The organism is Actinacidiphila sp. bgisy167, from assembly GCF_965342175.1.
Taxonomy (GTDB): Bacteria; Actinomycetota; Actinomycetes; order Streptomycetales; family Streptomycetaceae; genus Actinacidiphila.
This window is the reverse complement of record NZ_CBDRBL010000005.1, coordinates 102,108-116,786: the sequence shown is the minus strand read 5'-3', so window position 1 is coordinate 116,786 and position 14,679 is coordinate 102,108. Positions and strand designations below refer to the sequence as shown.

Annotated in this window: 8 protein-coding genes; 2 read left to right on the top strand and 6 right to left on the bottom strand. The window is 73.6% G+C overall.

All coding sequences use genetic code 11. The annotated features are described in order from the left end of the window. Window positions 1–33: 33 nt before the first annotated feature. The 4 genes from ACRWND_RS03445 to ACRWND_RS03430 all read right to left on the bottom strand — a co-directional run bounded on the left by ACRWND_RS03445 (window position 34) and on the right by ACRWND_RS03430 (window position 8,851). Window positions 34–1,029, bottom strand: a complete 996-nt coding sequence (locus ACRWND_RS03445; protein WP_431945692.1) for an acyltransferase — start codon at window positions 1,027–1,029, stop codon at window positions 34–36. A 453-nt stretch (window positions 1,030–1,482) separates the two neighbouring features. Beyond that, window positions 1,483–5,019: a transcription-repair coupling factor gene (mfd, locus tag ACRWND_RS03440; RefSeq protein ID WP_431945690.1), complete on the bottom strand. Its 3,537-nt coding sequence runs from the start codon at window positions 5,017–5,019 to the stop codon at window positions 1,483–1,485. A 467-nt stretch (window positions 5,020–5,486) separates the two neighbouring features. Further along, the gene (locus tag ACRWND_RS03435) at window positions 5,487–8,066 is read right to left on the bottom strand and encodes an ABC transporter permease (RefSeq protein ID WP_431945688.1); all 2,580 of its coding nucleotides are present in this window, start codon (window positions 8,064–8,066) and stop codon (window positions 5,487–5,489) included. Further along, window positions 8,063–8,851, bottom strand: coding sequence for an ABC transporter ATP-binding protein (locus tag ACRWND_RS03430; RefSeq protein WP_431945686.1), 789 nt, complete (start codon window positions 8,849–8,851; stop codon window positions 8,063–8,065). The genes ACRWND_RS03435 and ACRWND_RS03430 overlap by 4 nt, the downstream gene beginning before the upstream one ends. A 365-nt stretch (window positions 8,852–9,216) precedes the next feature. Between ACRWND_RS03430 and ACRWND_RS03425 the strand changes: the two genes are divergently transcribed. Then, window positions 9,217–10,704: an MDR family MFS transporter gene (locus tag ACRWND_RS03425; protein WP_431945684.1), complete on the top strand. Its 1,488-nt coding sequence runs from the start codon at window positions 9,217–9,219 to the stop codon at window positions 10,702–10,704. A 4-nt stretch (window positions 10,705–10,708) separates the two neighbouring features. Next, window positions 10,709–11,287, top strand: a complete 579-nt coding sequence (locus ACRWND_RS03420; RefSeq protein ID WP_431945682.1) for a Uma2 family endonuclease — start codon at window positions 10,709–10,711, stop codon at window positions 11,285–11,287. Here ACRWND_RS03420 and ACRWND_RS03415 read toward each other — a convergent pair. After that, window positions 11,272–12,267 (bottom strand): cellulose-binding protein, encoded by a 996-nt coding sequence (locus ACRWND_RS03415; protein ID WP_431945680.1) that lies wholly within the window; start codon window positions 12,265–12,267, stop codon window positions 11,272–11,274. The two genes, ACRWND_RS03420 and ACRWND_RS03415, sit on opposite strands and share 16 nt — an antisense overlap. 111 nt (window positions 12,268–12,378) lie before the next feature. Next, a complete protein-coding gene (locus tag ACRWND_RS03410) occupies window positions 12,379–14,676 on the bottom strand; it encodes an SUKH-4 family immunity protein (RefSeq protein ID WP_431945679.1) in 2,298 nt (765 codons plus the stop codon). Window positions 14,677–14,679: the final 3 nt, after the last annotated feature.

Genomic DNA, 14,679 nt, shown 5'->3' with positions numbered 1-14,679 from the left:
CACACGCGGGCCGGCCCGACGGCGTGGAGCCGGTCAGCCCAGCCAGCGGCCGAGCCCCAGCCTGGTCCACAGCAGGCTGGCCGCGAAGGACAGGGCGGTGGTCCCCGCCACCAGCAGGGCGAGCAGACCGGCGGCGCCGAGCCAGCCCGTGTGGGCCGTGACCAGGTGCGGGGCGAGGGCGCGCAGGAACATCAGGTGCGCCAGGTACGCGCCGAAGGCGGCGGCGCCGAGCCGGGACAGCAGCGGCCGGAACCGCACGGGCACGGTGATCCGGTTCAGCGCCATCAGGAGCGCACCGGCCAGGAACGGCACGAACACCCCGGCGTACGGGGACGGGTAGTGCACGACGTGCTCGTACGCGACGACAGCGGCCCACCCGCCCATACCGCCCGCCAGCCACAGCAGCCGCCGGCGGCGCCCCGTGGTGGCGGAGGGCGGCAGCGCCAGCAGGAGGGCGCCCGCGGCGGCGTAGGCGAGCTGGTAGGGGGCCGGCTCCCAGGCGAAGCCGGGCGCCTTCCGGTGGAACAGCCCCGCGACGTCGTCCAGGAGGGTAGGCGCGAGCGCCAGGGCGGTGAACGCCGCCGCGAGGCCGTACGGCCGCTTGCCCGCCCTGACCAGGGCGGCGAGCGACAGCACGGCGATCACCGGCACATAGGCGTACACGTACCAGAGGTGGAAGGCGGGTTGGATCGACCCGAACAGCGACTGGCAGGCCAGCCGGAGCACGTCCCGGGCGTCGGGGTGCCGAGTCCACTGCCACACCAGGTACGCCGCCGTCCACACGGCCATCGGCACCACGATCCGGGTCAGCCGCCTGCGCACCTGCGCCCCGTCACGCGGCGGCGCGCCGCAGAGGACGACCCAGCCGGCCATCGCGAAGAACAGCGGTACGGCGCAACGGCTGAGGCCGTCACCGGCCAGCGCGACCCAGTAGACCGGGCGGCCGCCTGCCGGTTCCCGGCCCACCGCGTTCAGGAACTGGCCGGCGGAGTGGCAGACGATGACACCGATGGAGCACAGGACGCGCAACAGGTCGATGTCGAATCTGTGGGCGTGCGATCCGGCGTCCCGCGAGGTGGAGGGCGCCGTGGTGACGGGGACGGGGGCTGACGCGGTGGTGGTCGTCGGCTGCGCGGAGATCGTCGGTCACTCCCGGTCGTGCAGGCGGGTCCGGTCGGCTTCCGGCCGAACTCCGGTTCGGATGCTTGCGGGACACGGCAGGTCGTCGTCGTGACGGCGTCCCGTATGCCGCGCACCCGCTCGTCTGCCCGCGTGGACAGCCGGGTGCCGCACGTGCCGCGCCGGGCGTCTGCCCGGAACGAACCACGGTAACCGCCCCCTCCATGAAATCCCGGGAGGGGCGCTTCCGGCGCGGGAGGGTCGGCCGCCCGGGTAACGGCCGCGGCCCTTCCCGTACGGAGACGCGTTCCCCGCCCGGGAAGGGCCGCCGGCACCCGGCGCACGCGGTCGGCGCCGGGTGCCTCAGTTGTCCAGGACCGCCGTCAGCAACTCCGCCGTCCAGGCCAGCAGTTCCCGGCCGACCACCGGCTTGCCGCCGATACGCGCCGTGCTGGGACGCGGCACCAGGATCTGCTTGGCCGCCTGCTTCACCACGGTGCGGGGGTAGAGCCGGTTCAGCCGCAGCTCCTGCGACTCGCGCAGCTCCACCGGCGAGAAGCGCACGTTGCCGCCCTGCAGGGTGATGTCGCTGACCCCCAGTCGGCGGGCCAGCAGCCGCAGCCCGGCGACCAGCAGCAGGTTCTCCACCGGCTCGGGGAGCTTGCCGTAGCGGTCGGTGAGCTCCTCCCGGACGGCCTTGATGTCCTCCTCGGAGTTCACGGCGGCGATCGACCGGTAGGCCTGCAGGCGCAGCCGCTCGCCCGGCGCGTAGTCGTGCGGCACGTGCGCGTCGACCGGCAGCTCGATCTTCACCTCCAGCGGGGCCTCCTCGACCTCGCCGCCCGCCTCCAGGGAGGCCCGGTAGTCCGCGACGGCCTCGCCGACCATGCGCACGTACAGGTCGAAGCCGACGCCCGCGATGTGGCCGGACTGCTCGCCCCCGAGCAGGTTGCCCGCGCCGCGGATCTCCAGGTCCTTCATGGCGACGTACATGCCGGCGCCCATCTCGGTGTGCTGGGCGATCGTCGCCAGACGCTCGTGGGCGGTCTCGGTGAGCGGCTTCTCCGGCGGATAGAGGAAGTACGCGTAGCCGCGCTCGCGGCCCCGGCCTACCCGGCCGCGCAGCTGGTGCAGCTGCGAGAGGCCGAAGGTGTCGCCGCGCTCGACGATGAGGGTGTTGGCGTTGGAGATGTCGATGCCGGACTCGACGATCGTCGTGGAGACCAGCACGTCGAACTTCTTCTCCCAGAAGTCCACCACGACCTGCTCCAGCGCGGCCTCGCCCATCTGCCCGTGCGCGGTGGCGATCCGCGCCTCCGGCACCAGGTCGCGCAGCCGCGCGGCGGCCTTGTCGATGCTCTCCACCCGGTTGTGGATGTAGAACGCCTGCCCCTCGCGCAGCAGTTCGCGGCGGACGGCGGCGGCTATCTGCTTCTCCTCGTACGGGCCGACGAAGGTCAGCACGGGGTGCCGCTCCTCCGGCGGGGTGGTGATCGTGGACATCTCGCGGATGCCGGTGACCGCCATCTCCAGGGTGCGCGGGATCGGTGTGGCCGACATCGTCAGCACGTCGACGTTGGCCCGGAGCTTCTTCAGCTGCTCCTTGTGCTCCACGCCGAAGCGCTGCTCCTCGTCGACGATGACCAGGCCCAGGTCCTTGAACTTGGTCTCCGAGGAGAACAGGCGGTGGGTGCCGATGACGACGTCCACCGAGCCCTCGCGCAGCCCCTCCAGGACGGCCTTGGCCTCGCCGTCGGTCTGGAAGCGGGACAGCGCCTTCACCACCACCGGGAACTGCGAGTAGCGCTCGGAGAAGGTGCCGAAGTGCTGCTGCACCAGCAGGGTGGTGGGCACCAGGACGGCGACCTGCTTGCCGTCCTGCACGGCCTTGAAGGCCGCCCGCACCGCGATCTCGGTCTTGCCGTAGCCGACGTCGCCGCAGATCAGCCGGTCCATCGGGACCGACTTCTCCATGTCCTCCTTGACCTCGGCGATCGTGGTGAGCTGGTCCGGGGTCTCCGCGTACGGGAACGCGTCCTCCAGTTCCCGCTGCCAGGGGGTGTCCGGCGCGAAGGTGTGGCCGGGGGCCGCCATACGCGCGGAGTACAGCCGGATCAGGTCCGCGGCGATCTCCTTGACCGCCTTCTTGGCGCGCGCCTTGGTCTTCGTCCAGTCCGCGCCGCCGAGGCGGTGCAGCGAGGGCGCCTCGCCGCCGACGTACTTGGTGATCTGCTCCAGCTGGTCGGTGGGCACGAAGAGCCGGTCGCCGGGCTGGCCCTTCTTCGCCGGGGCGTACTCGACGACCAGGTACTCGCGGGTGGCGCCCTGGACGGTGCGCTGCACCATCTCCACGTAGCGGCCGACGCCGTGCTGCTCGTGCACGATGAAGTCGCCCGCCTGCAGCGTCAGCGGGTCGATGGTCTTGCGGCGCCGGGACGGCATCCGGCCCATGTCCTTGGTGGAGGACTTTTGGCCGGACAGGTCGGTCTCAGTGAGCACCGCCGTTTTCAGGGCGGGGTCGACGAAGCCGCTGTCCAGCGAGCCGCAGGCCACGTGGACCACCGACGGCTCGACAGGCCCCTCCAGCCGCGTGTCGAGGCGCGCGGCGATGCCCTCGTTGCCCAGCACCTCCACGATGCGGGACGCCGGGCCGTGCCCCTCGGTGACGAAGACGACCCGCCAGCCGTCGGCCAGCCAGCCCTTGGCGTCGGCGAGCGCCCGGGCGGTGTCGCCCCGGTAGACCTCCGGGGCGTGCATACCGAGCTTGAGGGTGTCGGCGTCCAGCTCGTCATCGGCCGCGAACGGGCTCACCGACCACCAGGGAACGCCCAGCTCGCGGGCGCGCTCCCGCACGTCGGCGATGCTCCACAGCGATGCCGCGCCCAGGTCGATCGGCGCCTCGCCGCCCCCGGCGGAGGCGGCCCAGGAGGCCTCCAGGAACTCCCTGCTGGTCGCCACCAGGTCTGCGGCCCGGGTACGGACCCGCTCGGGGTCGCAGACCACGGTCAGCGACCCGGCCGGCAGCACGTCCAGCAGCAGCTCCATGTCGTCCACGAGCACCGGGGCGAGGGACTCCATGCCCTCCACGGCGATGCCCTGGGCGATCTTGTCCAGCAGTTCCCGCAGCTGCGGGTGCTCCTCCGCCAACTCGGCGGCGCGGGCCTTGACCTCGTCGGTGAGCAGCAGCTCCCGGCAGGGCGGCGCCCACAGGCCGTGCTCGGCGACCTCCAGCGAGCGCTGGTCGGCCACCTTGAAGTAGCGGATCTCCTCGACGTCGTCGCCCCAGAACTCCACCCGCAGCGGATGCTCCTCGGTGGGCGGGAAGACGTCCAGGATCCCGCCCCGCACCGCGAACTCGCCGCGCTTCTCCACCAGCTCCACCCGGGCGTACGCGGCGGCGGCGAGCGCGTCGACGACGTCGTTCAGATCGGCGGTCTGCCCGGTCCGCAGCGCCACCGGCACCAGGTCTCCCAGGCCCTTGACCTGCGGCTGCAGCACGGAACGGATGGGGGCGACCACGACCCGCACCGGGCCGGCGGTCGGGTCGTCCGCGCTGGGGTGCGCCAGCCGGCGCAGCACGGCCAGACGGCGGCCCACGGTGTCCGAGCGGGGGGAGAGCCGCTCGTGCGGCAGCGTCTCCCAGGCCGGGTACTCCACGACGGAGTCCTCGGGCAGCAGCGACCGCAGCGCCGCCACCAGGTCCTCGGCCTCACGGCCGGTCGCCGTCACGGCCAGCAGCGTGCGGCCGGTGCGGGCCGCGAGCGCCGCCAGCGCCAGCGGCCGGGCGGCGGGCGGACCCACCAGGTCGACATGCGGGCGGTTGCCGTCCGCGGCACCGCGGACCGCCTCCGCGAGCGCGGGGTCGTCCACGACGACGTCGAGCAGACCGTTGAGGCTCATGTGGCTTTCCGTCCCAGGGGCAGACATGCGGGTCAACGCGAACAGCCCGACACGTCGAACGAGCCGGGGTGTCCCAGCGTACGACGCTCCGCGGGTGGGCGGTGCGTGACGTTGTGTGCGGCGCCGTTGCGGCTGGGTCTGCGGTTGTCTCCCCGCCCGCCCTCCCCAGCCTTCGGCCGGGGGACCGCCACCCCGAAGGGCAGCCGGAGGGGGTGGGGTCGTAGGGGTGGATGTTCTGGACGATGCGGCATATCTGTGTGCGGCATCCGGGGCACAACACATACCGCCCGCACGCACGGAAACATGCCAGTCCAGGATGTCCAGCCCAGGAGGCCCCGCCCCCGGCCCCGGCCCCGGCCCCCAGGGAACGTGCGAGGCGGCCACTGAACGCGCGGGCGCCGGGTGGGAGGGAGGGAAAGCACCCACCCCCACCACCACGGCGCCGCACACACCGCGCGCTCCGCGCGCTACTCCGTCGCGATCGCGCCCAGCACATTCATCCGGGCCGCCCGGAACGCCGGCACCAGCGCCGCGACGAGTCCGACGAAGGCCGAGCCGATGAAGACGGTGATGATCGTCGGCCAGGGGATCTCCAGGACGCCGAGCCCCTGGAGCGCCAGCAGCTGCTGGGCGGAGGCCCCCCAGCCCATGCCGAGGCCGAGGCCGAGCACCGCGCCGAAGAGGGCGATGACGATCGACTCCAGGCGGATCATGCGTCGCAGCTGCCGCCGCGACATGCCGATCGCCCGCATGAGGCCGATCTCCCGGGTGCGCTCCACCACCGACAGGGCGAGGGTGTTCACGACGCCCAGGACCGCGACGATGATCGCCAGGGCCAGCAGGCCGTAGATCAGGTTGAGCAGCTGGCCCATCTGGTCCTTGAGCATCTGCTTGTAGTCGGCCTGGTTGCGGACCTGGACCTGCGGGAAGTCGTGCAGCGCCTTCTTCAGCCCCGCGTAGGCCGCGTCCTGCCGCCCGTCCTTGGCGGCGGCGAACATGATGTCGTTGACCGGCATCCGGTCGGCCGGCACGTAGCGCGCCGCGGTCGTGATGCTGGTGTACATCGCGCCCTGGTCGAAGACGGTGTCCGCGGAGGTGATGGCGGCGACCGTCAGCCTGGCGGTCTGCCCGTGCTCGAAGTGGACGGAGAGCGTGTCGCCGAGCCCCACCTTGTGCTTGTCGGCGAAGCTCTCGCCGACCGACATCGCGTTCGGGCCGTACGCGGCCGACAGCTCGCCGGCGACCGTCTTGGCCTGGAGGTCCTCCGCGTACGTCGGGTCCGCGGCCGTCAGGGAGGTGTCGGACACCGACCCGTCGGGGGCGGTGAGCTTGACGTCGAGGGACTTGTAGTCGGTGACGTGGGCGAGGTCGGGCGCGGCCTTGATGGCCCGCTCGATCTGCGGGGTGATCGGCTGACCGCTGTTGGACTCGATGATGAAGTCCGCGCCGACCGACTTGTCGAGCTGGTCGGTCGCCGAGGCCACCAGTGAGGAGCCGACCACCGACAGGCCCGCGACCAGCGCGAGGCCGATCATGAGGGCGGCGGCGGTGGCGCCGGTACGGCGCGGGTTGCGGAGCGCGTTGCGCTCGGCGAGGCGGCCGACCGGGCCGAACCCACGCAGGACGCCCGCGCTGATCACCCGGACGACGACGCCGGCGAGCAGCGGCCCGACGACCACGAAGCCGACCAGGGTGAGCAGGACGCCGAGGCCGAGGAACATCGAGCCGTCCGCGGCCTTGGTGGCCTGCACGGCGGCGAGGAGCGCGGCGCCGCCCGCGAGGGTGAGGACCAGGCCGATCGCGGCGCGCACCCTGCCGGCCCGGCCGTCGGCGGGGGTGCCGGCGTCGCGCAGCGCGGCCATCGGCGAGACCTTCCCGGCCCGCCGGGCGGGCAGGTAGGCGGCGAGCACGGTCACCACGACGCCGAGGACGAGCCCGATGACGGGCGTCGTGGCCTTGATCGTCAGGGACGAGGTGTCGAGGTTCATGCCCACGCTGCCCATGAGGTTCATGAGCAGCACGGCGAGCCCGACGCCGCCGCCGATGCCGAGCACGGAGCCGACCACGCCGAGCAGCAGCGCCTCCACCAGCACCGAGCGGTTGACCTGGCGGCGGCTGGCGCCGATCGCCCGCATCAGGCCGATCTCCCGGGTGCGCTGGGCGACCAGCATCGAGAAGGTGTTGACGATCAGGAAGACGCCGACGAGGACGGCGATCCCGGCGAAGCCGAGCATCGCGTACTTGATGACGTCGAGGAAGCCGGCGATGTCCTTCTGGTTCTCGGCGGTCCACTCGGCCTGGGTCTGCACCGTGTAGCCGGCGGTGGCGCCGAGGGCGGCGGTGACGTTCTTCTTCAGCTGCTCGTCGGTGACCCCGGGCTTCGCGGTCAGGCCGACGCTGCTGAAGACGTCCTTGGCGCCCAGCAGCCTGGTCTGGATGGTGGGGGTGTCGAAGTAGAAGATCGCCGCGCCGGGGTTGGTGACCTTGAAGGTGGCGATGCCGCTGATCCGGGCGCGGAACTCCCCGGGGATGGCGATGACGCGCAGCTCGTCGCCGATCTCGAGGTGCTTCTTGCCGGCGGTGTCGGCGTCGACCATCACCTCGGTGGGGCCGCGCGGGGCGTGGCCGGAGGTGACGTCGACCGAACGCAGCTCGGTGGCGTCCCAGTTGGTGGCGATGGTGGGGGCACCGGAGGTCGGGCCGAGGTTCTCGCCGGCGGCGTCGGTGACGGTCAGGGTCTGACTGCCCGCCTCGCCCGTCGCGGACTTGACGCCGTCGACCTCGCGCAGCTTCGCGACCGTGGCGGCGGGCATGGTGGCCGCCTTGGCGGTCGTCTGCAGTTCGTCGTCGCTCGGCGCGCCCTTGGGAGTGACCGTGACGTCCGACGCGGTGGCGGCGAAGAGCTTGTCGAAGGTGGAGGTCATGGTGTCGGTGAAGACGAGCGTGCCGCAGACGAAGCCCACCGACAGCAGGACGGCGACGGCGGACAGCGCCATACGCCCCTTGTGCGCCAGGAAGTTGCGCATCGAGGTCTTGACGACGGTCACGACGTCCTCCCGCGCGCGTCGAAGTCCTTCATGCGCTCGAGGACGGATTCGGCGGTCGGGTCCCGCATCTCGTCGACGATCCGGCCGTCGGCGAGGTAGAGGACGCGGTCGGCATAGGAGGCGGCGACCGGGTCGTGGGTCACCATGACGATGGTCTGGCCGAGTTCGTCGACGGAGCGGCGCAGGAAGCCGAGGATCTCGGCGCCGGCGCGCGAGTCGAGGTTGCCGGTCGGCTCGTCGCCGAAGATGATCTCCGGGCGGGCGGCGAGGGCGCGGGCCACGGCGACGCGCTGCTGCTGGCCGCCGGAGAGCTGGCCGGGCCGGTGCTTGAGGCGTCCGGCCAGACCGACGGTCTCCACGACGCGCTGCAGCCACTGGGGGTCCGCCTTGCGGCCGGCGATGTCCATGGGCAGCGTGATGTTCTCGGACGCGTTGAGGGTCGGCAGCAGGTTGAAGGCCTGGAAGATGAAGCCGATCTTGTCCCGCCGCAGCTGGGTGAGCTTCTTGTCCCTCAGCGTGGTGATCTCGGTCTCACCGACCCAGATCCGGCCCTCGGTCACCGTGTCGAGACCGGCGAGGCAGTGCATCAGGGTCGACTTGCCCGAGCCGGACGGCCCCATGATCGCGGTGAACCGGCCGGCGTCGATGTCGACGTCGACCGCGTCCAGGGCCACGACCCGGGTCTCCCCCGAGCCGTACGCCTTGGTGACCTGACGGGCCCGGGCGGCCACGGCCGTACGTTCTCCGCTGCCCCCGGACGTGGGGATCGTTACTGCCGTTGTCACTGACCTGCTCCTGTCGGGTGTGTGGTCGCCGCCGTCTCGGGGCGTGCTGCGTCGCGTACCAAGACTGGTGTGGGGGAGGGGGCTGGAACGATGGTGCGGGTCTCCGTATCGGCCCGGGGGTTAGCCCCACCAGAAGGTTAGGGAGCGCGGGAGGGCCCCCTCGTCCTCCGCCGGTACGAACCTGGAGTCGGTGGAAGTCGGGTGCGTCCCCTAAGGGGTCTGCGCCTTTCGATGGACCCGGCTCGGGGTCGGGAGCGGGCCGCGCGGTCCGGGGTGCTTCTGCCCGGCCGTCCGACCTGCGGGAACCGTGCGCGCGGAAGCCGGGCATAATCGTGCGTTGTACACACAAACACCAGGGGGGACCCGTGGAGCGCACCGAGCAGACCGCGACCGCCGCCGCCGCACCGTCGTCGGCCGACGGGCCGCGGCGGCGCGGCCCGGTGGTCGCCGCGCTGATGCTGGCCATGGCGCTGGCGGCGATGGACTCCACGATCATCTCCACCGCGGTGCCGCAGATCGTCGGCGAGCTGGGCGGCTTCTCCGTGTTCTCCTGGCTCTTCTCCGGCTACCTGCTCGCGGTCACGGTGACCCTCCCGGTCTACGGCAAGCTGGCCGACACCTTCGGCCGCAAGCCCGTGCTGCTGGCGGGCATCGGGATCTTCCTGCTGGGCTCGGTGTTGTGCGCCGGGGCGTGGAACATGGCCGGCCTGATCGCCTTCCGCATCGTGCAGGGGCTCGGCGGCGGCGCCATCCAGGGGACCGTGCAGACCATCGCCGCCGATCTGTACCCGCTGAAGCAGCGCGGCCGCATCCAGGCGGCGATCTCCACGGTCTGGGCGGTCTCCGCCGTCCTCGGCCCGCTGTGCGGCGGGCTGCTCGCCGGGTACGCCAGCTGGCGCTGGATCTTCCTCATCAACCTGCCGATCGGCGCGGTCGCGCTGCTGCTCATCTCCCGCCACCTGCGGGAGCGGCTCGGCGAGCGCACCCGGCACCGCATCGACTGGCCCGGGGCGCTGCTGCTGTTCCTCTCCGGCGGACTGCTGATCACCGGCCTCGTCCAGAGCGGTCCCGCCCGGTGGTGGCTGCTCGGCGGCAGCCTCGTCATGGGCGGCTGCACCGTGTGGGCCGAGCGCCGGGCCGCCGAGCCGATCATCCCCGGCTGGGTGTGGCGGCGCCGGGTGATCGTCGCCGTCAACCTGGCCCTCGGCATGCTCGGCGTCCTGATGGTCGCCCCGACCGTGTTCCTCCCCACGTACGCCCAGACCGTGCTCGGCCTCGGTCCCATCGCGGCGGGCTTCGTGCTGTCGGTGATGACGCTCAGCTGGCCGGTCTCCGCCGCCCTCAGCAACCGCGTCTACCTGCGCATCGGCTTCCGCAACACCGCCGCCCTGGGCATGGCCGCCGCCACCGTCGTCCTGGTGGTGCTGGTGCGGCTCCCCTACGCCGGGCCCGCCTGGCAGCCCGCCCTGGTGATGCTGCTGCTCGGCGCCGCCCTCGGCCTCTTCCAGCTGCCGCTGATCGTCGGCGTCCAGTCCACCGTCCCTTGGAGCGAACGGGCCACCGCCACCTCGTCGATCCTCTTCTGCCGCCAGGTCGGCCAGAGCGTGGGCGCGGCCGTCTTCGGCGCCGTCGCCAACGCCACGCTCGCCACCTGCCTGCACGGCTCCGGCACCGACCTCGACTCCGTCGCCGGCGCCGCCCACATCGACGACCAGGTGCGCCGCGCCGTCGCGGCCGCGGTCGACCACGTCTACGTCGGCGCTGCCGCCGCCGCGGCCCTGTCCCTGGCCGTCGTCCTGCTGGTGGCCCCCCGCCGCTTCCCCGTCCTGGAGGAGGACCCGGCGGTACGGTGAGCCCGTGGACGCGAAGACCTACGCGCGTATGCGGGCCCTCGCCATGGAGTTGCTGGAACGTGGGGACGCCTGGGCCGTGGAGATCGGTGAGGGTGTCGTCACGATGACGATGTCGCCGGTCAACCGGCACGAGCTGATCTCCCTGCGGCTGCGCCGGCAGATCGAGCGGCAACTGTCCGACGATCCGGACTGGGCCGGTCACGTGGCCCACAGCGGTCCGGAGATCAAAGTGCCCGCCATAGGGCGTATGCGTCGCCCCGACGTGGTCGTCGTGGCGGAACAGGCCCTCGACACGCCCGGCTTCCTCGACCCCTCGGACGTCGCCCTGGTGGCCGAGGTCGTCTCGGCGTCGAACCCGGACAACGTCTACCGCGAGAAGACCCGGGACTACCCCGCCATGGACATCCCGCTCTATCTGATCATCGATCCGCGGGACAAGACGCTCGCCGTCCTCTCCGATCCGGCTCCGGGTGACGACGGCCCGCGCTACCGGGCCCGGCACGACTACGCCTTCGGGGACGCCGTCCCCGTGGGCCCCTGGATCGTGGAGAGCGGGGAGTTCCCCTCCTACGACGGTTCCTGATCGTCCCCCGGAGACGGGGCGGGCACATCGGGGGTAGCGGGGCCGGGGGCGGCGTCCTCGGTCCCGGTCCCGGTCCCGCTCCCGGCACCGGCCTCCGGCAGCGCGCGGCCGGTGAGGGCCGCCAGGCTGCTGCGGACGTGGGCGAGGTGCTCGCGGATCTCCTCCCGCCGGACCTCGTGCTCGCGCAGTTCGCGTTCGGCGGCGAGACGGATACGCTCCTCCCTCACCCGGGCCTGGGCGAGCAGAGCGGCGGCCGTGGCGTCGGCCTCCTCCTGGCGGCGCCGGGCGGCCTCCTCCGTCTCCGCCAGGGCCCGGCGGGCTTCGTCCAGCATCGCCTCGGCGTACGAGGTGAGTTCGGCCAGCCGGGCGTCGACCCCGGCCTCCGCCTCGGCGAGTTCGTGCTCCTGGGTGTCGAAGCGCTCGTGGTGCTGCCTGTCCTGCTCGGCAAGCACGTGTGCACTCTCCCGCCGGGCGGCGTCGAGCTCCCGGGCGGCCTCGTCCCGCAGCCGGCCGGCCTCCTCGCGGGCGGCGCCGAGGACGCTTCCGGCCTCGTCGCGGGACTGTTGCAGCTGCTGCTCGGCCTCCTCGTCCGCGGCGGAACGGCGGGCCTGGGCGGCGGCGCGCGCCTCGTCCATGAGGGTGCGGCGGGCGGCCTCCGCCGCGTCGTGCGCGTGCCGGGCCTCCTCCTCGGCCTGTTCGCGCACGGAGGCGGCCTCCTCCTCGACCAGCCGCAGCAGTTCCAGCGCGTTGTTCCCGAGCGACTCGTACGTGGGCGGCGAGAGGGAGGAGACCACGTCGCGCAGCGCCGCGCACTCCGCGGCCATCTCGTTCGCCAGGACGGTGAGCCGCGCGGCACGCTCCCAGGCGGCGTCGCGGTCCTCGGACAGCGCCTCGAGGAAGCGGTCGACCTGGTCGGTGCGGTACCCGCGACCGCGGACGGTGGCGAAGTCGCGGCCGTCGCGGGGGTGTGCCGTGCTCATACCCCCATTCTCGGGGATTTGCCTGATTTACCCATATCGCGACACTCCGACCGGCCCTCGACGGCCGTCCTCCGCCACGAGGGCCTGCCGGGGCCGTCCGGGGTGGGACACTCAGAGCATTCCGTCCCACATCTGCTCGACGAGCACCGGCCACCAGTGCTCCGGCGAGGCCACCGCCGCCGGGTCGAGCGCGGCCAGCTGGTTCTGGAAGTCGACCGTCCAGCGGCCCGCCTGCTCCGGCGTCAGGCCCAGCCGCCAGCGCCACATCGTGCCGAGCAGCGCCAGGCAGCGGACGAACTCCGGCAGGCCGGTGTTGACGAACTGCGGCACCGCCGCCGTCCCGCCCGGCCCGGCCTCCAGCGGCACCGCGACGATGTGCGCCGTGCCGTACTGCACGCACAGCTGACGGCCGAAGTCGTTGCCCATGACCAGGTACGAGCCCGCGTCCGGGGCCGGCTGCGCGCCCCGCTCGACCGCCAGCTCGGCCAGGGTCGGCACCGGCCGCCCGGGCTGGGCCTGGGCCCAGAAGAACGGGCCGAAGTCCACCGGCAGCCCGCACCAGGTGAGCGTCTGCGCGACGAGGTCCGGGACGCCCTGGCGGGCGACCGCCCGCTGGTCGAAACGGAACACGCCCTGCGGCCCGAAGGACTGCGCCAGTTCGTGCCCGATCGCGTCCAGCGGGACCGGGGGGACCCGCTGGATCCGGTGCGGCTCGGGCATCGGCACCCGCTGCGGGTGGGCGTGCGCCGGGGCGCTCGCCACCTGGTGCAGCTCACCGAGGTGGGTCAGCAGGTGCTGGACGCCCGCGCGACGGCTCGCGTGGTCCGTGCCATAGGGGGCGGTGCTGCTGATCCGCACCTGGGGCCAGGTCTCGCGGATCATCCGGGCGCAGTAACCACCCGGCAGATCGCACGACTCCAGCTCCGTGTGCAGTTCCAGCACCGCCTGCGGAGGCACGCCGAGGGCGCGCAACTCGTGCAGGATCTGCCACTCCGGGTGCGGTGTGCCGGGCGCGGAGCGGCGGATCAGCTGCTGCTCGGAACCGTCCGGCGCGCGGTAGCGGAGCACGGCCAGGTAGCCGGGGCCGACGGTGGGCACCCCGGTGGGCGGCAGCGGCTGCGGCGGGTGAGGGTAGCCGTACGCGGGCGGCTGCGCCGCCGCCGGTCCGGGCGCCACCGGTCCGGGCGGCGGGGGCGGAGGCGCGGTCCGGCCTCCCGCGTCCGGGCGGGACAGCACTGTCGCGGCGTGGTGCACGTCGCCGGCTGCCGGCTTCGGCGGTGCGGGCGGGCCGGGCGGGTCGTTCGCTGGCAGTGCCTGCACGAGCTGCGTGGGCACGTACCCGGCGGCCGGGGTGCCGGGCACCCCCGGGCCGGGCGGCGGCGGGGGCGGCCCGGGCGGGGCCGCCTTCACGGTCTCGGCGGCGGCCAGGTCGGCGGCGCCGGCGTTCGGCCCGGGCGCCGGCCGGGGCGGCGGGGGCGCGGCGTCCGGGCGGGACGGCATCGCCGCGGCGTGGTGAGCGTCCCCTGCCCCGGGCCGCGCGGGTGCGGACGGCGCGGGCGGCGGCGGGGGCGGGCCGCCGAACGGCGCGGGCGGCGGGGGTGGGGGCGGAACCGCTGTCCCGGCGCCGGGGTGGCCGTGACCGCCCTGTGTCCGGGGCTGCGGCAGCGGTGTCCCGGTCCCGGACACCCCCGGCAGCCGCTCGGTGCCCGCGTCGGCGTTCGCCGTGGCCGACGGGGTGTGGGCGTCGTCCGAGTCGCTGATCGGCGGCGCGTACACGGTCGCCGGCGGCGGCACGGACGCGCCGGCACCCCCGCTGTCGTTGGCGTCCCGCCACACCGCGGGCGGCGGGGTCGGCGCGCCGCTGTACGGAATCGGGGCCGGGGTCGGGGTCGGGGTCGGGACGTACGGCTGAGTGGGCGTCGCCGGCCCGGGCGCGGTGACGGGGGCCGGGGCGGGCGCGGGCGGCGGCGTGGTGACCGGCGTGGCGGCGGTGCCGCCGAAGGCGGCGTCCGCTCCCCCGCGGCTGCCGGGGATGCCGAGGCGGTCGGCGGCGTCCTGCAGCCACTGCGGCGGGCTCAGCAGGAAGGACGTCGCCTCCAGGTCGATCCGCCGGGGCGGCTCCGGCACGGCGTCGGCGATCGCGTCGGCCGCGGTGCCGTAGGCCTCCTCCCAGCGGCGGACGATCTCCCCCACGGGCAGTGCGGGCCAGAGCGTCGCCTCGCCGCTGTCGCGTGCGATGACGATGCGGACCTCCCCGTCGTCCGCGGTCGGACCGTCCTCCCTCGGCTCGGACCACACCACGAAGCCCCGGTCGAACTCCCGCACCCGCACCTCGCGCGCGAGGTGGCCGGGGACGCCGGCGTTGATCCACTCCTCGGCGCGCTCCTGCGCCTGCGCGAACGTGACCATCTG

Bases quoted from the DNA above. Each gene is read 5' to 3' on its own strand.
- mfd (WP_431945690.1), bottom strand. From the start codon at position 5,019: ATGAGCCTCAACGGTCTGCTCGACGTCGTCGTGGACGACCCCGCGCTC.
- ACRWND_RS03415 (WP_431945680.1), bottom strand. From the start codon at position 12,267: ATGAGCACGGCACACCCCCGCGACGGCCGCGACTTCGCCACCGTCCGC.
- ACRWND_RS03410 (WP_431945679.1), bottom strand. From the start codon at position 14,676: ATGGTCACGTTCGCGCAGGCGCAGGAGCGCGCCGAGGAGTGGATCAAC.